Below are 22,573 nucleotides of genomic sequence, written 5' to 3'. Positions count from 1 at the left end.
CCCTCTTCATCTTATCCGGTCGGGACTGGCTTACATCATGCCGCCCATACCGCCCATGCCGCCCATATCAGGCATCGCAGGGGCACCGCCACCGGCACCAGCCGGCTCCGGCTTGTCTGCAACCATGGCTTCAGTCGTGATCAACAGACCCGCGATCGAACCGGCATCCTGAAGTGCGGCACGCACGACCTTCGTCGGGTCGATGACGCCGGCCTTCACCAGGTTGGTGTACTTGCCGGTCTGCGCGTCGAAGCCGAAGTCCGTATCCTTCTGCTCGAGCAGCTTGCCGGAGACGACAGCCCCGTCGAAGCCCGCATTCTCGGCGATCTGGCGAACCGGCGCCTGGATGGCCTTGCGGATGATGTTGATGCCGACCTGCTGGTCGTCATTTTCACCCTCGAGCTTGTCCAGAACCTTCGTCGCATAGAGAAGCGCGACGCCGCCACCGGCAACAATGCCTTCTTCGACGGCCGCACGGGTTGCGTGCATCGCATCTTCGACGCGATCCTTCTTCTCTTTCACTTCGATCTCGGTCGCACCGCCGACACGGATAACCGCAATACCGCCGGCGAGCTTCGCCAGGCGTTCCTGCAGCTTCTCGCGGTCATAGTCCGAAGAGGTTTCCTCGATCTGGGCGCGGATCTGGTTGACCCGGCCTTCGATGTCGGCCTTCTTGCCGGCCCCGTCGACGATCGTGGTCTCTTCCTTGGTGATCGAGACCCGCTTGGCCGTGCCGAGCATGTCGAGCGTGACATTCTCGAGCTTGATACCGAGATCCTCGGAGATGACCTGACCGTTGGTCAGGGTCGCGAGATCCTCGAGCATCGCCTTGCGACGATCGCCGAAGCCCGGCGCCTTGACGGCAGAGATCTTCAGGCCGCCACGCAGCTTGTTGACGACAAGGGTCGCCAGCGCTTCGCCTTCGATGTCTTCGGCGATGATCAGCAGGGGCTTGCCCGACTGAACAACGGCTTCGAGCACCGGCAGCATTGTCTGGAGGCTCGAAAGCTTCTTCTCGTGAAGCAGGATGTAGGGATTATCCAGCTCGCAGATCATCTTCTCGGCATTGGTGATGAAGTAGGGCGAGAGATAGCCGCGGTCGAACTGCATGCCTTCGACGACATCCAGCTCGGTGACCAGGCTCTTGGCCTCTTCAACCGTGATAACACCCTCATTGCCGACCCGCTGCATCGCGTCCGCGATGTAGTCACCGACCTCGGTGTCGCCGTTCGCGGAGATACGGCCAACCTGGGCAATCTCTTCGGAACTGCGGATTTTCTTGGCGCGCTTCTCGATGTCGGCCACGACAGCCGTGACCGCCAGGTCGATGCCGCGCTTGAGATCCATCGGGTTCATGCCGGCCGCAACGGCCTTCGTACCTTCACGCACGATCGACTGCGCGAGAACCGTCGCGGTGGTCGTGCCGTCACCGGCAATATCGTTGGTCTTGGAAGCAACTTCCTTGACCATCTGGGCACCCATGTTCTCGAACTTGTCCTCGAGCTCGATTTCCTTGGCGACCGAGACACCATCCTTGGTGATCCGCGGCGAGCCGAAGGACCGGTCGATGATGACGTTGCGTCCCTTCGGGCCCAGCGTAACCTTGACGGCGTCGGCCAGGGTGTCGACACCCTTCAGCAACTTGTCGCGCGCCGTCGTTGAAAATTTGACTTCTTTCGCAGCCATTTGAAGTTCTCCTTCTGCGGAATTTAATTAAGCGGCCTTCTTGGTCTTCTTCTTGGCCTCGATGACACCCATGATGTCGGACTCCTTCATGATCAGGAGCTCCTCACCGTCGATCGAAACTTCCGTGCCCGACCACTTGCCGAACAGGACCCGATCACCGGCCTTCACGTCCATGGCAATCTCCTTGCCGTCCTCGGTGCGACCGCCGGGGCCCACGGAGACGACTTCGCCTTCCGAAGGTTTTTCCTGGGCCGTATCCGGAATGATGATGCCGCCAGCCGTCTTTTCGTCGGAACCGACGCGACGCACCACAACCCGGTCATGCAAAGGGCGAAAGCTCATCCCCTTATCCTCCTGTAATATATGAATAAATTCGCGGTTCTCGCCGAACTGTTAGCACTCAACCCGCGTGAGTGCCAGACAGGTAGTGATCCAGCTCTTCCCTGTCAACCCGCCGGGGACCGGGGAATTGAACTTTTTTTGCCGCCCTCTTGCCGGTGTTTTGGCAGCACTCTCGGGAGACCGGTGCTAACTTGTTGATATAAATCTGTTTTCCATTGTCACCGTACACCTGTCCTCGGATAATTCGAATCACCAAGTGATTCGGTTTGTTGAAAGCGAGGTGTCGAAGATGCGTAAGGACGTCGGTTTACAACTGGATGGATGGCGGATCACCACCGCCGAGATCATCTATCACATGCCCGATCATCCCGGAATTCTGCAGAGTTTCGTCTGGCAGAAGCTGGATATACCCCCGGAATTTCCGAAGCTGCGCAAGTTTCTGGATTTCTGGACGGACAATCTCGACGGCCCTTTGCATTCCGTCCGCGTCGGCCACACCGACATCATCGCCCCCCCGAAATTCCGGAACGTCAGCAGGTCGTTCGATCTGCACTGAAGCCCGACAGGCAACTCAAGGTGTCAGATAGGCCTCGCGCACGCTCTCGTCGGCCGCGATATCCGCGATCGGACCCTCGACCAGGATGCGCCCGCGCTCGATGACCGCGGCCCGGTTCGCGACATGCGTGGCAAAGCGCACATTCTGTTCCGACAGCAGGACCGTCAGCCCTTCGGCCGCCAGGGTCCGTATCGTCGCCGCGATCTGCTGCACAATGACGGGGGCCAGGCCTTCGGACGGCTCGTCCAGCAATATGATCCGTGGATTGCCCACCAGGGTCCGCGCGATGGTCAGCATCTGTTGCTCACCGCCCGACAGCTGGCCGGCCAGGCGATCGCGCATGCCCGCCAGCGGCGGAAACAGATCGAAGATGCGTTCGCGCGTCCAGACCGCCGCCGCATCATCCCCGACCCGTTCGCCAACCATCAAATTCTCGTCGACACTCAGGCCCGCGAAGACGCGCCGCGTCTCGGGCACATAGCCCAGACCCGCGCGCGCGACCCGGTAGGACGGCGCGCCGGTCACCTCCCGGGCCCCGATGAACACCTGACCGGTGCGCACATCGACGAGGCCCATGGCCGCCTTCAAGGTGGTCGATTTGCCCGCCCCGTTGCGGCCCAGCAGGACAGTCACCGCTCCGGCGGGAACGTCGAGATCGACCCCGAACAAGGCCTGCGCCGTGCCGTAGAAGGCCTCGATCCCGGTCAGCTTCAACGCAGGTTCGCTCATACCGCCGCCTCATCGAAGGAACCCAGATAGACCGCCTGCACGGTCGCATCCGCGCGTATCTCGTCAGGCGTGCCTTCGGCGATCACCCGACCCCGGTCGAGCACGATCACCCGGTCCGCATGGCCGAACACCACGTCCATGTCGTGCTCGGTAAACAACACGGCAACGCCGCGTTCGGCCACCATCACATCGACCAGATCCATCATGCCGCCGCGCGCATCCGCCGCCATGCCCGCCGTCGGCTCATCCATCAACAGCAGCGACGGGTCGTTCGTCATCGCGACAGCGAGCTCCAGCCGCTTGAGATCGCCATAGGGAAGTTTGGCGGCCGGGTCACGCGCCCGGGCGGCAAGCCCCACCCGTTCGACCAGCGCTTCGGCCGGTGCGCGATAGCGCGCGCCAAGCCGGCGGCCGAGCCCGGTCGCCGCGCCGTTCGCGGATCCGAGCGCCACCTGAATATTCTCGGTGACCGTCATGCTGGCGAATGTTGCCGTGATCTGGAATGTGCGTCCCACGCCATGGGACCAGATCCGGTGAGGCGCCTGCCCCGTGACGTCGCGTCCGGAAATCGCGATCCGGCCCGCGTCCGGGCGCAGCTGCCCGTTGACGCAGTTGAACAGGGTCGTCTTGCCCGCCCCGTTGGGGCCGATCAGCGCGACCCGTTCGCCGGGGGCGACCGCGAACGAAACCGCGGCCACAGCCTGCACACCGCCGAACGCCTTCGATAGATTCTCGACCGCCAGAACGCTCATGGCCGACCCCGCTTCAGCAGCGAGGATAACCCCACCAGCCCGTGCGGCAACACGACCACGAGGGCGATGATCAAGAGGCCGAGGAACAGCTGCCAGAGCTCGGTTAGCCGGGTCAGTTCGGTCTCGATCTCCGTGAACACGACAGCGCCCAGGATGGGTCCCGCCAGCGATTGCAACCCGCCGAGCAGCACCATCACCAACCCGTCCACCGAGGTGGAAACGAACAGCACCTCGGGAAACACGCTGCCCTTGGCGAACGCGAAGAAGCCGCCCGCGACCCCGGCGGCCGCCCCGGCAAGGATGAAGGCGAGCCAGCGGTGCCGGGTCACGTCCACCCCGATCGCCGCCGCGCGCATCGCCGAGTCCCTCGTCGCGCGCAACGTGTAACCGAATGGGCTGAAGACCGCGTGGCGCAGCCCCCAGATGACCGCCGCGCAGACCGCAAATGCCAGATAGTAGAAGACAAACGGGTCCGACGCCCATGCGCTCGGCCAGACCCCGAGAATGCCGTTGTCGCCACCCGTGAAACCAACCCACTGGAACGCCGCCGACCAGGCGATCTGGGCGAAAGCGAGCGTCAGCATCGCCATGTAGATGCCCGACAGGCGCACGCAGAACCAGCCGAACAGCAGCGCACCTGCGGCACCCGCCAGCGGCGCCAGCAGCAGCGCGGGTGCCATGCCGAGTGACAGATGGAACACGGCCAGCCCCGACCCGTAGGCGCCGAGCCCGAAATAGGCCGCATGTCCGAAGGTGATCAGCCCGCCGCCCCAGAGCAGGAAATGCAGGCTCGCGGCAAACAGCGCCAGGATCGCGATCTCCGTCAACACCACCACGGCGAAATCGCCGACGAACAACGGTGCCGCAAGGCCGACCGCCAGCAGCCCCCACCAGAACACCCGATTGAGCATGCCCCCGGCGCGCAAGAGTGGGTCGGGGTTGCGCCGGTCCTCTTCCGTGGCAAACTCCGGTCGCCCGAACAGCCCGCTCGGCTTGAGCACGAGGGTGACCGCCATCACCGCGAAGATCAGGACAAGGGTAATCTCGGGGAAAATGACCACCCCGAACGCCAGCAACTCGCTGATCAAAACCGCTGCCACGAAGGCCCCCATGATCGAGCCCATGCCACCCACGACCACGACAACGAACGCATCAACGATGATGTTCAGGTCCATTGACAGGCTCGCCGCCTGACGGGGAATCTGCAGCGCGCCGCCGAGCCCCGCCAGCGCGGCACCCAGCACGAACGCAGCGGTGAACAGCCAGCGCTGGTCGATACCCAACGCCGCCACCATCTCACGGTCTTCCGTGGCGGCGCGCACCAGCACACCGAACCGCGTGCGGCGAAACAGCAGCCACAGCCCGCCCAGCACGGCAAAGGCGACGGCGATCAGGAAAAGGTCATACTCGGGCACGGCATGGCCGAGGATATCCACCGCGCCGTCGAGGCCGGGCATGCGCGGCGCGAAGCGGTCGTCCGCACCCCAGATCAGCCGCGTCACGTCCTGGACCACCAGCACCACCCCGAAGGTCGCGAGCAGCTGGAACAATTCCGGTGCCCGGTAGATGCGCCGCAGAAGGCTCGTCTCCATGACCGCACCGAGCCCGCCGACGACGAGAGCAGCCAGCAGGATTGCGGCGAGGTAACCAACGAATGTGTCGCCGATGGCGGCGGTGAAGCTGAACGCCAGATAGGCGCCCAGCATGTAGAGCGAGCCATGGGCAAAATTGACGACCCGGGTGACCCCGAACACGATCGACAGACCGACCGCGATCAGGAACAGGGACGCGGCGCTGGCCAGTCCCGTAATCGCCTGGACGACAATAAAGCTCAACTCACCCTCCGGCGCCGCAGTTCTTCCCGGCGCCGCCCGCACATGTCTGCGAGGCTACCCGTGACGCTTACTTGGCCGGTCGCAGCTTCCGGACCGTCGCGTCGTCGGGCAGATAGTCGGCACCGTTCGCATAGCGGAAATCCACCATGACGCCCTTGCCGTCAACCTTTGCGGTGCGCCCGACATAGGCGCCCATCGTCGATTGATGGTCCAGCGCGCGATAGGTGATGGGGCCGAACGGCGTGTCGAGTTCCAGATTCTTCATTGCCGCGACCATCGCGCCGGTGTCGGTGGACCCGGCTTTCTCCAGCATGGCGGCAATCGTCAGGATCGTATTGTAGCCGACGATCGAGCCCGCGCGCGGATAGTCGTCGAAGCGTTTGCTGTATGCATCGAGGAAGGATTTATGCGCGGCATCGTCGATGGCGTTCCAGGGATAGCCGGTCACGATCCAGCCTTCGGGTGCCTCGCCCTTGAGGGGATCGAGATACTCCGGCTCGCCCGTCAGCAGGCTCACCACCTGCCGGTCGGCGAACAGGCCGCGCAACTGGCCCTCACGCACGAATTTCGCCAGGTCGATCGAGAAGGTGACGTTGAAGATCGCGTCGGGCTTGGCCTGGGCCAGCGCCTGCACGGTCGCACCCGCGTCGAGCTTGAACAGCGCCGGCCATTGCTGGCCGACGAATTCCACATCGGGCCGCAGACCCGTCAGCACGTCCTGGAAGGCCTTTACCGCCGACTGGCCGTATTCATAATTCGGCGCGACCGTGGCCCAGCGTTTCGCCGGCAGCTTGGCCGCTTCCTCGGCCAGCATCGCGGCCTGCATATAGGTCGAGGGACGCAGGCGGAACGTGTAGTCGTTGCCCTTGGCCCAGACGATGGCGTCCGACAACGGCTCTGACGCCACGAACAGAACCTTGTTGCGCGCGGCAAAATCCGCGACGGCAAGGCCGATATGCGACAGAAACGTGCCGGCGATCAGGTCGACCTTCTCGCGCCGCACCAGTTCCTCGGCGAACTTCACCGCGTCGGCCGGCTTCGCGCCGTCGTCGCGCGAGACCACCTCGAGCGGTCGCCCGAGAACGCCGCCCTTGGCATTGATTTCCTCGACGGCGAGCTGCCAGCCGTTCCGGTAGGGCACCGTGAACGACGCCAGCGGGCCGGTATAGCTGTTGATCTCGCCGATCCGGATCGGATCCTGCGCGCCGGCGATCGATGCCGGGAAAATCATGAGCAGAGCCGCAACGGCGGCGGTGATATGGGTGCGAATACGCATGCGCAGCATGGTCGCAATCTCCTGTGCAATCGGTGACAAGTTACGACGCGTTGATCGCGCCCTTCCGTTCCCCTGGTATCGGCGGGATTGGCCGCGCCGGAGCGCCAGATATACTCAATTTGAGTTCAAGGTTCAATGGCTAACGGAATTCCCCGCGAATCGTGCACGCGGATACCTTTCTATCGGGATGGCCGGATGGGATGGCAGTGGCCAATCAGTTTGGATATAGTCCTGCCGAGTTCTAGGGAGGAATCATGACAATTAATGTTGCCGTTATCGGCGCGGGGCCGAGCGGCTTTTACACCGTCGATGCCTTGCTCAAGGGCGATCAGGACGTCCGGGTCGATATCATCGAACGTTTGCCGACACCCTTCGGATTGATCCGGGGCGGCGTCGCACCGGATCACCAGACAACCAAGAAGGTCGCACGCGTCTACGAGAAGACGGCGCTGCGTGACGGCGTGGGCTACTATGGCAATGTCGAAGTGGGCCGCGATGTCACCATGGCCGAACTGCAGGAGATATACGACGCGATCGTGCTCGCTGTCGGCGCGCCGCGCGACCGCAAGCTCGGCATCCCCGGCGAGGACAAGGCGGGCGTCTTCGGCTCCGCCGACTTCGTGGGCTGGTACAACGGCCATCCCGACTTCACCGACCTGCAGCCCGATCTGAACACCTCGACCGTCGTGGTCATCGGCCAGGGCAATGTGGCGGTCGATGTCGCGCGCGTGCTGGTCAAGACACCGGCGGAGATGACCGAGACGGACATCGCCGACCATGCGGCCGACGCGGTCGAGGCGTCGCCCATCACCGACGTTTACATGGTCGGCCGGCGCGGCCCGATCGAGGCCAAGTTTACGAATGTCGAACTGCGTGAGATGGGCAAGCTCGAGGATTGTCAGCCGATCATCGACGCCGGCCAGCTTCCCGATGAGGTCACCGGCGAGTGGTCCGACCGCGACCGCCGCCTCAAGGATCGCAACCTGGCGACGATGAAGGAATTCCCCGACGTCGATCCGGCGGGCAAGTCCAAGCGGGTGCACTTCACCTTCTACGCCAAGCCCGTCGAGATCCTCGGCGGCGACAGGGTCGAGGGGATCCGGATGGAGCACACGCGCGTCGAGGACGGACGCTCGGTCGGCACCGGTGAATTCTTCGAGATCGAATGCAGTCTGGTGATCCCGGCCATCGGCTATTTCTCCGAACCGTTCCCCGGGGTGCCGTTCGATGCGGATAACGGCATCGTCGTGCATGACGAGGGCCGGGTCGGCGACGGTGTGTATGCCGTGGGCTGGATCAAGCGCGGCCCGACCGGCGTGATCGGCACCAACAAGCCCGATGGCGACATCGCCGCCACGCAGATCTTCGAGGATATCGCGGACGGCACGAAGCCCGGTCGCGAGGCGCTTGAAGTCCTACTGGCCGAACGCGACGTGCGCTCCCTGACCTATCAGGACTGGCAGTCGATCGACGCGGCCGAAGTGGCGGCGGCGAAGCCCGGCGCGCCGCGGCGGAAGTTCGTGACCATCGACACGATGCTTGCAGCCCTTGACTGATCGGCAAAACACCTTAGTTGGGCAAAAACAGCACCAGATAGTTCTTGAAACGAACATGCAGGCAGATGAATGTAGCCCCGCGCCACGTTATGTGCGCCAATCCGAATAATAATCCGAATACAAAACCGAATTAACGGGAAGGAAACACCCGATGTCCGAGGTAGCGGCCGCCGAACGGCCGGAAGAAAAACGTCACGAGATTGAATCCGCGGTTGTACGATTCGCGGGCGATTCCGGTGACGGCATGCAGTTGACCGGCAGCCACTTCACCATGACGGCGGCGATCGCCGGCAATGACCTGGCCACCTTCCCCGATTTCCCCGCCGAGATACGTGCCCCCGCCGGCACGACCTTCGGCGTCTCGGCGTTCCAGATCAACTTCGGTGCCCGCAAGATCATGACCTCGGGCGACCTGCTCGACGTGCTGGTCGTGATGAACCCGGCGGCCCTGGTCACGAACCTCGCGGACGTGAAGCCCAACGGCATCGTGATTGCCGATTCCGGCGCCTTCACCGACCGCAACCTGACCAAGGCCGGCTACACCGAGAACCCGCTCGAGAATGACAGCCTCGACGGCTATCGTTTGGTCAAGATCGATATGTCCCGGCTCACGGTCGAGGCGGTCAAGGAATTCGGGCTGTCGAACAAGGAGGCCCTGCGCTCCAAGAACATGTGGGCGCTCGGGCTCGTCTACTGGATGTATGGCCGCAAGCGGCAGGCCTCGGTCGACTGGCTGGAGACGAAATTCGCCAAGAACCCCGACATCGCCAAGGCCAACATCGCCGCCCTGAACGCGGGCCATGCCTTCGGCGAGACGGCCGAGATGCCGGCCGAGCTCGGCACCTTCGATGTCGAGCCCGCCGCGATCGCGCCGGGCCTCTACCGGACAATCACCGGTGCGGAATCGGTTTCGCTCGGGCTGCTGGCCGGATCGCTGCTCGCCGATCTGAAGATCGCCTTCTGCTCCTACCCGATCACCCCGGCTTCCGCGCTGCTGCATCAGCTGGCACGGATGAAGGAATTCGGCGTCGTCACCTTCCAGGCGGAAGACGAGATCGCCGCCGCCGCGGCCGCCATCGGCGCCTCATACGCCGGGTCGCTGGGCATCACGTCCAGCTCCGGACCGGGCATCGCGCTGAAGATGGAGGCGATCGGCCTGGCCATCGCCACCGAGTTACCGCTGGTCGTGATCAACTCCCAGCGTGCCGGTCCGTCGACCGGGCTGCCGACCAAGACCGAACAATCGGACCTGTATCAGGCCGTGTATGGCCGCAACGGCGACGCGCCGATGCCGGTAATCTCGGTCTCGACGCCGTCCGACGGCTACGAGGTCGCCATCGAGGCGGTCCGCATCGCGACCAAATACATGACCCCGGTCATGGTCCTGACTGACGGCTACATCACCAACGCGTCGGAGCCCTGGCTCATTCCCGATGCGGGAGATTCCGAACGCTTCGATGTGACCTTCCGCACCGACCCGGAGGACTTCCAGCCCTTCATGCGCGACGACGAGACGCTCGCGCGCCCCTGGGTAAAACCAGGCACGCCGGATCTGATGCACCGCATCGGCGGCATCGAGCGGTCCTACGACAGCGGCCATATTTCCTACGATCCGGAAAATCATCAGAAGATGACCGACGTGCGCGCCGCCAAGGTCCTCGGCATCGCCAACGACATCCCCGAACAGGAAGTCACTGTCGGCGAGGCCGGCGCCAAGCTGGCGGTCGTCGGCTGGGGGTCGACCTACGGGCCGATCAACCGCGCGGTCAACAACATGCGCGACGATGGACTCGACGTGGCCCAGATTCACCTGCGCTACATCTGGCCGCTGCCGCGCAACCTCGGAGAGCTTCTCGGCTCGTTCGACCAGATCCTGGTCCCGGAAATGAACACCGGCCAGTTGCGCACCCTCCTGCGTGACCAGTACCTGCTGCCCGCTGAAGGGCTCAACAAAGTCAACGGCAAGCCGTTCCTCATCGGAGAGCTCGAAGACGCGATCCGCACCCGGCTGGAGAAGTAGAATGAACGTCCAAAGCCCCCCGGAAAAACTGACGGCCCGCGATTTCGCAACCGATCAGGAAGTTCGCTGGTGCCCCGGCTGTGGCGATTATGCCATCCTCAAGGGTGTCCAGAACACGCTGGCCCAGTTGGAAGCCGACCCCAAGAACACGGTCTTCGTGTCCGGTATCGGCTGCGCAGCGCGGTTCCCCTACTACATGGAGACCTATGGTTTCCACACGATCCACGGCCGCTCGCCGGCGGTCGCGACCGGTGTGAAACTCGCCAACCCCGAGCTCGATGTCTGGGTCGTGGGCGGCGACGGCGACATGCTGTCGATCGGCGGCAACCACACGATGCATGCCATCCGACGCAACGTCGATCTGCAGATCCTGCTCTTCAACAACCAGATCTACGGCCTGACAAAGGGCCAGTATTCGCCGACCTCGAAGATCGGCACCAAGTCGCCCTCGACCCCGCTCGGTTCGATCGACAACCCGGTCTCGGCAGCACAATTTGCGCTCGGCGTCGGCGGCACGTTCATTGCGCGCTCGTCCGACATCCTGCAGAAGCATCTGCCTGAGGTCCTCAAGCGCGCCTACAAGCACAAGGGCGCTTCCTTCGTCGAAATCTTCCAGAACTGCATCGTCTACAATGACGGCGCCTTCAAGCACTTCACCGAGAAAAGCGTCCAGGACGAGATGCAGATTCACGTGGAGCATGGTGAGCCCCTGCTGTTCGGCAAGGACAAGTCGAAGGGCCTGATCCTGAACAAGGAAGAGATGCGCCTCGAAGTGGTGACGCTGGGCGAGGACGGTATCACCCTCGACGATATCGCGATCCACGACGAGACCAACCGAGGCCTGGCGACGATGCTGGCCCAGATGGACCCGCCGGATTATCCGGTCGCGCTCGGCGTGCTCTATGCCGAGCCGGCAGCGTCCTACGAGGTCTCCGTGCACGCCCAGATTGATCAGGCGACCAAGGATGGCGACAAGGCCGACCTCAACAAGCTGCTCCAGCGCGGCCAGACCTGGACGGTCGAATAGACCCCGACCGGCTGTCTCGACGCACAAACACCGCCAGGCCGTTCGGTCGCGAAGCTGCGACCGAACGGCGCGGCGGCTTGCCCCCGTCGCCATGACCCATCAGATTGCCGGTGCATCCACCGTACCTGTCTGACCCGAGCGCATGGCCACGACCAGCTCCATTCAACCCGACGCCCCGCGCGGTCGCGCATCCGAATACGCAAACGACCGCGCCATCGGCATCTGGCTGATGGTCTGCGCGGGCATGGTGCTGGCGATGATCGTCATCGGCGGGATCACCCGGCTGACCGAATCCGGGCTTTCGATTGTGGACTGGCGGCCCGTCACCGGTTTTCTGCCACCCCTCAGCGAGACGGCCTGGACCCGGGCATTCGACCTCTATCGCGCCTCCCCGCAATATCTCGAAATCAACGCCGGCATGACCCTGGCCGAATTCCGCACGATCTTCTGGTGGGAATATATCCACCGGCTCTGGGGTCGGCTGATCGGACTGGTCTTCCTCCTGCCGTTCATCTGGTTCCTCATCCGTGGCCGGATCCGGATGTCCCTGGTGCCGCGTCTGATCGGACTGTTCGTACTCGGCGGGGCCCAGGGCGCGCTCGGCTGGTACATGGTGCGCAGCGGGCTGGTCGACATCCCCGAGGTCAGCCAGTACCGGCTCGTCGCCCACCTGTCGCTCGCCTTCCTGATCTACGCGGCGCTGGTCTGGTCCGGCCTATCGCTGATCTTTCCCCGCCCGGCCATGATCGCGGACGGGCACGCGACACGCGTCAGGCGCCTGGCCCTGGCCGCGCTCGGCCTGATCGCGATCACCATCGTTTCGGGCGCGTTTGTCGCCGGCACCGACGCCGGCCTGATCTTCAACTCGTTCCCGCTGATGGACGGCGCGATCCTGCCGCCGGGTTATTTCGACCATGTGGCCGCCCCCTTCGAGGACCATGGCACGATCCAGTTCCATCACAGGGTACTGGCGCTCGTCAGCCTCGCCGCGGTGTCAGACCTGTGGTGGCGCAGCCGCTGGCTGGCGCTGGCACCCCGGGCGCGCATGATCGCCAACGGCCTGATGATCATGGCCGTATTCCAGGTGGTGCTGGGCATCACCACCCTGCTACTCATCGTCCCCGTCCATGCTGCGGCGACACACCAGGCTGGCGCGGTCGTCCTGTTCACGATGATTCTAACGTTCGTTCATGAGCTGCGCTCGGCGCCTTAGTTCCGCGCCGGCGCACATGCATTTTCTGCAATCCAGACGTGTCCCACCGTCAGTATTTTCGTGGCCGCGCTAGACTCCCGAACATCGCGCCCCGTATGATTTCCGGGTGCCTTCGGGCGCCGTAGCCGCGTGTTTTGGGGGAATCATGTTCAGCACAATCAAGAATCATCGCCGCGCGTTCCGTTCGCTTGTGATGGCCACGCTCGCGGTCTTCGCGCTGACGGCCTGTGTGCAGACCGCCCACAAGACGACCGGCACCCTGAAAGCCGGCACGGAAAACCGGCGGATCGTGCTAATGCCGGTCGACATCGAACTCAGCGTGTTGAATGCGGGCGGGGTCACCGAGCCTCGCGCCGACTGGACAACCGCGGGCCGCGGCCATGTCCGCACGGCGCTGGCGGCCCATACGTCGGCATTCGAGGCCGAAATCGTGTTGCCCGAGAACAACGACATCCTCGACGACCTCGACGAGGACCAGCTGCAGATCGTCAAACTGGCCAACGCCGTGGGCAGCTCGATCCTGCTGCACGAGTATCTGCCGCAGATGAAGCTGCCGACCAAGAATGACCAGTTCGACTGGACAATCGGCCCCGACGCCAAGCTGCTGAAGGAGAAATACGACGCCGACTACGCGCTGTTCGTTTTCCTGCGTGACAGCTATGCAAGCTCCGGGCGGGTCGCGGTGATCATCATCGGCGCCATTTTCGGGGTCGGCCTACAAGGCGGCGTTCAGGCGGGGACAGCCACATTGGTCGATCTGGAAACCGGGCAGGTCGTCTGGTTCAATCGCCTCGCCCGCGCGTCGGGTGACTTGCGGAACGCCGACGCCGCGGTAGAAACAATCAAGCTCCTGCTGACCGAATTCCCGACATGATCCGTACGCGGGCGTCAATCGGACTGGTCGCATCGGCGTTCGTCCTCGCCGCCTGCCAGACGACCGAGCGGGCCTCCTATGAGGCCCCCTTGCGTCAGGGCCAGGTGCTCGACCCGCCGGCGGCGGCCGAAAAACCGACGGATGCCGGACCCGACTTCGGGCTCGTGAACGCCGACACCATCGCCCATGACGGGCAGTATTTCCGATTCGCCGACCTGAGCCCGGGCGAGCGACCCTCGCCCGAGACCCTGGAAGCGGGGCTCTGGCAATCCATGGATCGCGCGGAGCAGAGAATCCGCACCTCGGGCAACCGGGTCGAGAATGGCGAACTCAACGAATATCTGACCGAGGTCACCTGTCGCGTGGCCGGACCCCATTGCGGCGACGTGCGCGTGTATGTGATGCGCGTACCCGCCTTCAACGCCTCGATGGCACCCAACGGAATGATGCAGGTCTGGACCGGCCTCCTCCTGCGTACCCGCAACGAGGCCCAGCTCGCATCCGTGCTCGGGCACGAAGTGGGGCATTTCCTGCGCCAGCATTCCGCCCAGCGTATGAAGTCCGCCATCGAGGCAACGAATTTTCTGGCATTCTTCACAGTGGCGACGGGCGGCTGGGGCGGTATCGCCGGATTGTTCGCCCAGGGCCGGATCCTGGCCTACAGCCGCGATCATGAACGCGAGGCTGACGGCTACGGCCTCCTCCTGATGAACCGTTCGGGCTATGACCCGCGCGAGGCTTCCCGGGTCTGGAAGAACCTGATCCGCGAGCGCGACGCCAATCCCGAGAAGGACGACCGCGACCCCTTCCTGGCGACCCATCCCGCCCCGGAGGAACGCAGCGAGATCCTCAACGAACTCGGCGGCGCCGTCGCGACGAAAATGGACAAGACCGAAGCCGGGCGTGACAGGTTCCTCGAAATCATGCTCCCGCGCCGCGCCGCCTGGCTGCGCGACGAGCTCAACCAGCGCAGTTTCGAGACGTCGAGCGAATTGTTCGACATCCTGCTGGAAGACGACCCGAACCCGGCCGAGATCCTGTTCTTCAAGGGCGAGCTACACCGCCTGCGCGGCGACGAGGGCGACGAACAGATGGCTCTCGACTTCTACACACAATCTCTCGAAGCGGCTGGCACACCGCCGTCGGATTTGCATCGTTCCCGGGGCCTCGTCCACAACCGCCGGGGCGAAGCCGCCGCCGCCAGACAATCCTTCGAGGCCTATCTCGAAGCCAGTCCGAACGCATCGGACCGCCTCATCGTCGAAGACATGATCAGAAGATTGGCAACATCATGAGACCCATTCGCTCCCTCGGCCTGGCCGCAACGGCCCTCCTCGCCCTCACGGCGTGCCAGACCTTTAACCTCGCCGAGTCCGGAAAATCCGTCCAACTCGCGAATGCGTACAGCATCACGCCCGCGCGGGACTGGAACCTGCTGGAAAACGGGAAGGTCCAGATCTGGACCATCGACGGCCCGATCCTCCAGCGGATGCGGGTCTTCAACGGCATCGAGGACGGCAAACCCCTTTTCGAGGCCCTGTCGGCCGACAAGGACAAGAAGCCACCAGTCTTCGAGGCCAGCATGACGCCGATCGAGATCCGCGACATGTTCGTGGCCACGATCGCGCGCATCGACCAGTTCAACTTGGAGACGGGCGAATTGCGCCCCGAAACCGTGGCCGACGGGAGCGGGGCCCGGTTCGAATACAGTTACACGGACAAGAACGGCGTCGACAAACGCGGCTTCGTGCTCGCGACGACCCGCAACGATCGTCTCTACCTGTTCGATTACGAGGCGGTCTCGCTTTACTACTATGACCGCTATCTCGATGACGCGGAGCAATTGCTCAAATCCCTGCGCGCCGAGGCCGCCTGAATCCCAACGGCGCCGCCATCGATGCCTTCGGGTTAGCCGCCGATCACGCCGCCATCTTCCTTGGTGATCGCCACGACCGACGGGCGCGGCGGTACCCTGGCGTCGAAATCCGGCCAGCGGGTTGCCGGGTCCTCATAGGTCGAGTTCCGGCCGAACGGCGCCCACGCCTTCGCTCCGTCCACGGCGACATGCTGAACGGCCACGAACAATGTCCTGTCGTCGGGCGCGAACTGGGGCCCGCACATCTCCGCGCCCACGGGCACGCGGAAGAACATCCGCCCGCTACCGCGTGCCGGACCCTCGGTTTCCATCGCCCAGATACCGTCCGCCGTGCCGGTCTTCGGCCAGTTCGAGCCCTGGTCGGTGGAAATCCACAGCCGGCCCTGCCCGTCTACCGTGCAATTGTCCGGTGACCCGAACCAGCCATTGCCCGAGGTCTCGGGCCCCCATTTGGAACCGGATTCCGGATCCGCCGGATCGCCGGCCAGCACCAGAATGTCCCAGGTGAAGTCCAGCGCGCCATGGTCCCCGTCTGGCGGACTCAGCTCGACAATGTGGCCGAACGGGTTGGGCCCGCGAGGGTTTGCGGCATCTTCGTCGCCGGCCTTGCGCTTGGAGTTGTTGGTTAGCATCACATAGACCTTGTTGGTCACCGGGTTGGGGTCGACATCTTCCGGCCGGTCCATCGGGGTCGCCTCAAGAAGGTCCGCCGCTCTGCGGGTCTCGATCAGCACGTCGGCCTGGCTGTTGAAGCCATTGGCCGGGGTCAGCGGGCCCACGCCGAACACAAGCGGCAGCCAGGTCAGGCCGCCATTCGCGTCGAACCGCGCCACGAACAGCGTACCGCTGTCCAGCAAGTCGCTGTTGGCCGCCCGGTAGTTCGGATTGTAGCGACCGTGAGTAACGAACTTGTACAGATAGTCGAAACGCTGATCGTCGCCCTGATAGACCACCAGGCGGCCGTCCTTGTTGACGATCGTCTCGGCACCCTCATGCTTGAAGCGGCCCATCGCGGTGCGCTTCACCGGGACCGACGCGGGATTGTAGGGGTCGACCTCGACCACCCAGCCGAACCGGTTGCCCTCGTTCGGTTCCTTGGTCACGTCGAACCGGTCGTAATACCTGCCCCAGGCGTACCAGTTGCCCGGCAGGCCATAGCGCTTGTAGTTCCGGGCTTCGGGATGATCCTCGGCGACCTTACCCCAAAAGTAGCCGTTGAAATTCTCTTCGGCCATCAGGTAGGTGCCCCAGGGGGTCATGCCGCCCGCGCAGTTGTTGATCGTGCCGCGCACGCTGGTGCCGGTCTGGTCGGCGCTGGTTTTCAGGCGACCATGCCCAGCCGCCGGACCCGACAGGCGCATCGGCGTGTCCGCCGTGATCCGCCGGTTGAGCGAGCGATCGGCGGAGGGGCGCCACTTCCCGTCCACCTTTTCCACCTGGACCACAGAGCCGCCATGGGCGGCGATCTCGATGTCGACCAGCGCCCGGGTCATTTCCGAAAAGCCGGTCCTGTCCTGCCGGCCGATGCCCGGGAACATCACCTCTTCGTTGGTGTATTCGTGATTGACGCAAAGCAGGGCGCGCTCGGGATTGTCTGCGCCCAAGGGCAGCGAGGCATAGCCGACGAAGTCGTTGTTGTAGCCGAACTGGCCAACCTGGGCCGCCGCGCTCTGTTTGGCGGGATCGAAGTCCGGCGCGCCGGCCAGAATCGGATCGCCCCACCGGATCAGCACATCGGCGCTATAGCCCGGCGCGACATGGTGGGTCTCATCCACCCCATGCTCGATCTCCGTGAAAGCAAATGGCTTGGCCGCCGCATGCGCGGCGCGGGAGATCAGGCTGCTCATCGGCGTTGCCACGGTGGTCAGCGCGGCGACGGCGGTCATGCCCTTCAGCACGCTGCGTCGGCCGAGATAGCGGTTGTGCAACACATTTCCGAATGTGTCTGTGGGCGAGGCGTTCGTGGGCATGTCTTCGGATGCTTCGAAGGCTTCGGCGCGCGTCGGATATTCGGTCAGGTCTTTGTTCATCGGTTCCACTCCGGGATCGAAAGAGTATCAAATAGCAACTCTCCCTGCTTACGCGGGCGCGACAGAGCCTTGTGTGACGGCGGTGTTTCAGATTGATGAAATCGGACGCAATGACGTTCAGGCGGCGTCGTTGCGCATCGTTTTGTAGGCGTCCAGCGCGCGGTTCCGTGCCACGCCATGATCGACAATCGGGGCCGGATAGGTATCCCCCAGCACCACACCCACCTCGGCCAGTACGTCCGCCGGCGCATCCCAGGGCTTGTGCACCCACCTGTCCGGCATGTCGGCGAGCGCGGGCACCCAGCGGCGCACATAGTCGCCCGCCGGGTCGAACTTCTCGCCCTGGGTCACCGGATTGAAGATCCGGAAGAACGGTGAAGCATCCGCCCCCGACCCCGCGACCCACTGCCAGTTGCCGGCGTTGTTGGCCAGATCGGCATCAACCAGCGTGTCCCAGAACCAGGCCTCGCCGTCGCGCCAGTCGACCATCAGATCCTTGATCAGGAACGATCCGGCGATCATGCGCACCCGGTTGTGCATGAAGCCCGTGTGCCAGAGTTCACGCATACCCGCATCGACCAGCGGGTAGCCGGTCTCGCCGCGCTGCCAGGCGGCCAACCCGTCCGGGTCATCGCGCCAGGGAAATCCATCGAACTGTTCGCGCCAATTGGCGGTCGCAATCCGGGGGAAATGAAACAGCAGATGGTGATTGAAGTCCCGCCAGGCGAGTTCCCGCAGCAGCGCCTCGGCACCCGCCGCTTTTGCCCCGCCCGCCGCCAGACAGGCCGAGGCCGCCCGCCACACCTGATACGGGCCGACCTCCCCCCAATGCAGATGGGGCGAGAGCCGCGACGTGCCCGCCCGGTCGGGCCGGTCCCGATCGACCGGATAATCCGCGACCGCCTCATCCAGAAAATCCGTAAGCCGGGCCCGCGCCGCGCCCTCGCCGGCCTCCCAGCTTTCACGCAGCCCGCCGGCCCAGTCCGGTTTCGTCGGCAGCAGCCTCCAGTCCGCCAGCGTGTCGCCCGCAACATCCTCCAGGCCAGGCAACCGCGCCGGCACGCCGGCGACCACGGGCGCCTGATAGAGCTCGCGCAAGCGCTTCCAGAAGGGGGTGAACACCTTGTAGGGCTCGCCCTGCTGGGTTTCGATCTTCCAGGGTTCGATCAGCAGCGACCCGTTGAAACTCTCGGCATCGACACCGGCATTCTTGAGCATCGCTTTGACCGCCGTGTCCCGCGCGATCGCACCCGGTTCATAGCAGCGGTTCCAGAAGATACGCTCCGCACCGGTCTCTTCGACCAGCGTCTTCAGCACGTCGAGCGCCGCGCCCCGGCGCCGCACCAGTTGCAAACCATGGCCGCGCAGGTCCCCGGCCAGAGACTCGAGGCTGTGGTGCAGCCACCAGCGTGACGCGCCGCCAAGCGCACGGATATCCGCGCTCGCCTCGTCCAGAACGAAAAGCGGCTGGATCGGCCGACCAGTCGCGACCGCCGCGGCGAGCGCGGGATTATCGGCGAGGCGCAGATCCTGGCGAAACCAGACGATGACCGGAGATTCAGACGACATAACGAACTCGATACGTCATGCCGCGCGTTTTGGATCGGGCAGTAACTGATCTCGGCGGAAGGCAAACAATCCCGCCCGTCCAATCAGATACACGTGAAACCGGCCCGACAGGAGATCGGCAATCGCAGGTTCGCATGCATTCAGCCCGCCCGCATAAGCACCAAACGCCGGCATGATCAGGCGGCAACCGTCAGTCGCAAAGCAGCGCCCCGAAATCCGCCGTCCGCGCACCCGCACCGCCGCCTTGGGGTGGTAGTGGCCGCAAATCTCGCCAACCTGAATCGCCGCATCTGCCGGTGCCTCCGCCACGTCATGGCGCAGGACGAGGTCGCGAATCCGCAACTCGCCGACCGCCGAACCACCAAAGTCTGCCGGGGGGTCGGGGTCGTGGTTTCCCGCGATCCAGACCCAGTCCTGCTTCGCCACCAGCCGCACCAGACGCTGCCGGTCGGTCTCGGCCATCCGTGCTTCGCCTGCCAAGTCGTGCAGCGTGTCGCCGAGACAGATCACCCGCTTCGGCCTCACCCGCGCGCAGACCCGATCCAGCCGCCGCAGCGTCTCGGCGGTGTCATAGGGCGGCAGCAGTGCCTGCCCCCGCGCGGCAAACGCCGAGCCCTTCTCGAAATGCAGATCCGCCACCAGAAGATCTCCGCTATCGGGCAGCCACGCCGCGCCCGAGTGGTCGAGGACGACCCGCTGCCCGCCGAGGTTAATGGCGGCGGTCGTGCGATTGGCGGCCGGTTTCAGCGTTCCGTCAGGCGGCATCGAAGCCCAGTTCCTTTGTGTCCACATTGTCCATGGCCTCCGAAATAAGGTCCTCGGCCTGTTCGCCGAGCAGCTCGTCGATCGCCGCGCCGTAGACGCTCTCGCGGCCGATCTCCAGCAGGATCGGCACGGCCAGCGGCGAGACCCGGTCGAGATGGCGGTGGGTGATCCGTCCGCGCACACGCGCCAGCATGTCCGACAGGCGGCGCACATCGGTCAGGCCCGAACCCGCATCGGCGCGGGTCGCCCGCAACAGGATGTGGTTGGGTTCGTGGGACCGGAGCACGTCATAGATCAGGTCGGAGTTGAAGGTCACCTGGCGGCGGGTCTTCTCCTCGCCCGGGTGGCGGCGCTGGATCAGCCCGGCGATCACCGCGACGTTGCGGAAGGTGCGCTTCAGCAAGGAGGATTCCGCCATCCACGCCTCCAGGTCGTCTCCGAGCATATCCTCGTCGAACAGCGCGTCGAGGTCGGCGGCTTCACACGACTTCGTACACCACACGCCGATCACATAGTCCGTCGCCACGAACCCCAGCGGGCCCAACCCCGCCCGCTCCATGCGCCGGGTGAGCAGCATGCCCAGGGTCTGGTGGGCGTTGCGGCCCTCGAAGCAGTAGGCGACGAGGTAATGCTTGTTGGCGCGGGGAAACGTCTCGATCAAAAGCCCGTCGGGCGGCGGCAGCACCGAGCGCCAGCGCTGCACGTCGAGCCAGTTGGAGACCTGGGCCGGCAAGTCCGCCCAGGCCTTCGGGTCCGACAGGATCATCCGCACCCGGTCGGCCAGATGGGTGGACAGCGGGAACCGCCCGCCCACATAGGCCGGCACCGACGGGGCGCCGCCCTTGCCCGGCCGGGTGATGACGCTGGTCTCGCGCACCTCCACAAACTCAAGCAGGCGACCGGCGAACACGAATGTGTCGCCCGATGTCAGATGATTGACGAAGCTCTCCTCCACCTCACCCAGCACCCGCCCCCGGCCCAGCCGCACTTTCAGGGTCGGCGCCTCGACGATGGTGCCCACATTCATCCGGTAGTCGCGCACCGCTGCCTTGGTCGCAACCTCGTATGTTCCGTTGGAGGTGTGGAACAAGCGCTGGAATTTCTTGTAGCCGCCCAGCGCATAGCCGCCCGTGGCGACGAATTCGAACACGTCGTCGAAATCCTCGCGCGACAGGTCCGTATACGGCCCGGCGTTTCGCACCTCCTCGAACAACGCATCCCGATCGACCGGACCGGAACAGGCCGTGCCGAGGATATGCTGGGCCAGCACGTCGAGCCCGCCCGGCCGCGCGGGCAGGCCGTCGAGCGTATGGGCGCGGATGGCGTCGACGGCGGCCCGGCATTCGAGGACCTCAAACCGGTTGGCCGGCACCAAAACCGCCCGGCTTGGGCTGTCCAGCCGGTGATTGGAGCGCCCGACCCGCTGCAGCAGCCGGGTCGAGCCCTTGGGCGCGCCCACCTGCAGCACCAGGTCCACCGCCGCCCAGTCCACCCCCAGATCCAGCGACGACGTCGCCACCACCGCGTCCAGATCGCCGCGCGCCATCGCGGCCTCGACCTTGCGGCGCTGCTCGGGCGCCAGGCTGCCATGGTGGAGCGCGATCCGCAGCCCGTCCTCGTTCATCCGCCACAATTCCTGGAAGATGATCTCGGCCTGGGCACGGGTGTTCACAAATACGATCGCGGACCCCGCGTCCGCAGTGTCGCGGCCGAGCAGCAGGTCGTAGATCTCGGGGATCGCGTGCGTGCCCATATGGCCCGACCAGGGCATCTCCACCGCGCTCTCCAGTACGTCGATGCGCGGTGCCGCGCCGGCCTCCCCGAGCACAAGTGCCACGTCTTCCGGATTGCGCGTCGGCGACAGCCAGCGCCGCAGCCGCTCGGGCTCGGCGACGGTCGCGCTCAGGCCCGCGCGCCGTGCACCGGGCGCCAGCGCGGTCACGCGGGACAGGCCGAGTGACAGCAGGTCGCCGCGCTTGTTGTCCTCCAGCGCATGCAGTTCATCGACGATCACGCAACGCAGCCGGCCGAAAATTCCCGGCGCGTCCTCGTAGGACAAAAGCAGCGCCAGGCTCTCCGGTGTCGTCATCAGCATCTGGGGCGGGCTGCGCCGCTGGCGCTGGCGCTTCGATTGTGGCGTATCGCCGGTCCGCGTCTCGGCCCGGATCGGCAGGCCCATCTCGGCGATGGGAATTTCGAGATTGCGGTGTATGTCCACCGCGAGCGCCTTCAGCGGCGAAATATACAGGGTATGCAGCCCTTCGAACGCCGTTTCGCCCGCGGTGAGTTCCACCAGACTGGGCAGGAATCCGGCCAGCGTCTTGCCGCCGCCGGTGGGCGCAATCAGAAGTGCGGAGCGGCCCGCCGCCGCGGCGTCGAGCATCGCCAGCTGGTGGGGGTGCGGCGTCCAGTTGCGGGTCGTGAACCAGTCGGTGAGTGCCGGCGGCAGGATGTTATGCATCTGTTA

18 protein-coding genes are annotated in these 22,573 nt (G+C 64.7%); 8 read left to right on the top strand and 10 right to left on the bottom strand.

Annotated elements, in window-relative coordinates:
• Positions 1 to 30 precede the first annotated feature (30 nt).
• The gene (gene groL, locus ABJ363_07560) at positions 31 to 1,686 is read right to left on the bottom strand and encodes a chaperonin GroEL (protein ID MEP4378843.1); all 1,656 of its coding nucleotides are present in this window, start codon (positions 1,684 to 1,686) and stop codon (positions 31 to 33) included.
• A 27-nt stretch (positions 1,687 to 1,713) separates the two neighbouring features.
• Positions 1,714 to 2,028, bottom strand: a complete 315-nt coding sequence (locus ABJ363_07555) for a co-chaperone GroES (protein ID MEP4378842.1) — start codon at positions 2,026 to 2,028, stop codon at positions 1,714 to 1,716.
• A gap of 289 nt (positions 2,029 to 2,317) precedes the next feature.
• Between ABJ363_07555 and ABJ363_07550 the strand changes: the two genes are divergently transcribed.
• On the top strand, positions 2,318 to 2,584 hold the full coding sequence (locus ABJ363_07550; protein MEP4378841.1) for a Usg family protein: 267 nt from the start codon (positions 2,318 to 2,320) through the stop codon (positions 2,582 to 2,584).
• Between the two features lie 15 nt (positions 2,585 to 2,599).
• Here the strand turns inward: ABJ363_07550 and ABJ363_07545 are convergent, their stop codons facing one another.
• The 4 genes from ABJ363_07545 to ABJ363_07530 form a co-directional block, all read right to left on the bottom strand.
• Positions 2,600 to 3,313, bottom strand: coding sequence for an ABC transporter ATP-binding protein (locus ABJ363_07545; protein ID MEP4378840.1), 714 nt, complete (start codon positions 3,311 to 3,313; stop codon positions 2,600 to 2,602).
• Positions 3,310 to 4,065, bottom strand: a complete 756-nt coding sequence (locus ABJ363_07540) for an ABC transporter ATP-binding protein (protein ID MEP4378839.1) — start codon at positions 4,063 to 4,065, stop codon at positions 3,310 to 3,312. The genes ABJ363_07545 and ABJ363_07540 overlap by 4 nt, the downstream gene beginning before the upstream one ends.
• On the bottom strand, positions 4,062 to 5,900 hold the full coding sequence (locus tag ABJ363_07535) for an ABC transporter permease (GenBank protein MEP4378838.1): 1,839 nt from the start codon (positions 5,898 to 5,900) through the stop codon (positions 4,062 to 4,064). Before ABJ363_07535 ends, ABJ363_07540 begins: the two co-directional genes overlap by 4 nt.
• A 67-nt stretch (positions 5,901 to 5,967) precedes the next feature.
• Complete coding sequence (locus tag ABJ363_07530; GenBank protein MEP4378837.1) at positions 5,968 to 7,131, bottom strand: ABC transporter substrate-binding protein; 1,164 nt, start codon at positions 7,129 to 7,131, stop codon at positions 5,968 to 5,970.
• 299 nt (positions 7,132 to 7,430) lie between these two features.
• Here ABJ363_07530 and ABJ363_07525 point away from each other — a divergent pair, with 299 nt between their 5' ends.
• The 7 genes from ABJ363_07525 to ABJ363_07495 all read left to right on the top strand — a co-directional run bounded on the left by ABJ363_07525 (position 7,431) and on the right by ABJ363_07495 (position 15,742).
• Positions 7,431 to 8,732, top strand: coding sequence for an FAD-dependent oxidoreductase (locus tag ABJ363_07525; GenBank protein ID MEP4378836.1), 1,302 nt, complete (start codon positions 7,431 to 7,433; stop codon positions 8,730 to 8,732).
• Positions 8,733 to 8,883: 151 nt separating this feature from the next.
• Entirely contained in the window at positions 8,884 to 10,752 is a 1,869-nt protein-coding gene (locus ABJ363_07520) for a 2-oxoacid:acceptor oxidoreductase subunit alpha (protein MEP4378835.1), read from the top strand.
• Position 10,753: 1 nt separating this feature from the next.
• Positions 10,754 to 11,779 (top strand): 2-oxoacid:ferredoxin oxidoreductase subunit beta, encoded by a 1,026-nt coding sequence (locus tag ABJ363_07515; GenBank protein ID MEP4378834.1) that lies wholly within the window; start codon positions 10,754 to 10,756, stop codon positions 11,777 to 11,779.
• 142 nt (positions 11,780 to 11,921) lie between these two features.
• Complete coding sequence (locus ABJ363_07510) at positions 11,922 to 12,992, top strand: COX15/CtaA family protein (protein ID MEP4378833.1); 1,071 nt, start codon at positions 11,922 to 11,924, stop codon at positions 12,990 to 12,992.
• 145 nt (positions 12,993 to 13,137) lie between these two features.
• Positions 13,138 to 13,866, top strand: a complete 729-nt coding sequence (locus tag ABJ363_07505) for a hypothetical protein (GenBank protein ID MEP4378832.1) — start codon at positions 13,138 to 13,140, stop codon at positions 13,864 to 13,866.
• Positions 13,863 to 15,161, top strand: a complete 1,299-nt coding sequence (locus ABJ363_07500) for a M48 family metalloprotease (protein ID MEP4378831.1) — start codon at positions 13,863 to 13,865, stop codon at positions 15,159 to 15,161. The genes ABJ363_07505 and ABJ363_07500 overlap by 4 nt, the downstream gene beginning before the upstream one ends.
• Positions 15,158 to 15,742, top strand: coding sequence for a hypothetical protein (locus tag ABJ363_07495; GenBank protein MEP4378830.1), 585 nt, complete (start codon positions 15,158 to 15,160; stop codon positions 15,740 to 15,742). The genes ABJ363_07500 and ABJ363_07495 overlap by 4 nt, the downstream gene beginning before the upstream one ends.
• A 32-nt stretch (positions 15,743 to 15,774) precedes the next feature.
• Here the strand turns inward: ABJ363_07495 and ABJ363_07490 are convergent, their stop codons facing one another.
• From ABJ363_07490 to ABJ363_07475, 4 genes are all read right to left on the bottom strand, one after another.
• Positions 15,775 to 17,772 carry a PhoX family phosphatase gene (locus tag ABJ363_07490; protein MEP4378829.1) on the bottom strand — a complete coding sequence of 666 codons (1,998 nt, stop codon included), beginning with the start codon at positions 17,770 to 17,772 and terminating at the stop codon, positions 15,775 to 15,777.
• Between the two features lie 117 nt (positions 17,773 to 17,889).
• Complete coding sequence (locus ABJ363_07485) at positions 17,890 to 19,341, bottom strand: deoxyribodipyrimidine photo-lyase (GenBank protein MEP4378828.1); 1,452 nt, start codon at positions 19,339 to 19,341, stop codon at positions 17,890 to 17,892.
• 15 nt (positions 19,342 to 19,356) lie between these two features.
• Complete coding sequence (pdeM, locus tag ABJ363_07480) at positions 19,357 to 20,106, bottom strand: ligase-associated DNA damage response endonuclease PdeM (protein ID MEP4378827.1); 750 nt, start codon at positions 20,104 to 20,106, stop codon at positions 19,357 to 19,359.
• On the bottom strand, positions 20,096 to 22,567 hold the full coding sequence (locus tag ABJ363_07475; GenBank protein ID MEP4378826.1) for a ligase-associated DNA damage response DEXH box helicase: 2,472 nt from the start codon (positions 22,565 to 22,567) through the stop codon (positions 20,096 to 20,098). The genes pdeM and ABJ363_07475 overlap by 11 nt, the downstream gene beginning before the upstream one ends.
• Positions 22,568 to 22,573 lie beyond the last annotated feature (6 nt).

The organism is Alphaproteobacteria bacterium, from assembly GCA_039980135.1.
Taxonomy (GTDB): Bacteria; Pseudomonadota; Alphaproteobacteria; order UBA6615; family UBA6615; genus UBA8079.
The sequence above is the reverse complement of the archived record's forward strand: the minus strand, read 5'-3'. Positions and strand labels throughout refer to the sequence as shown.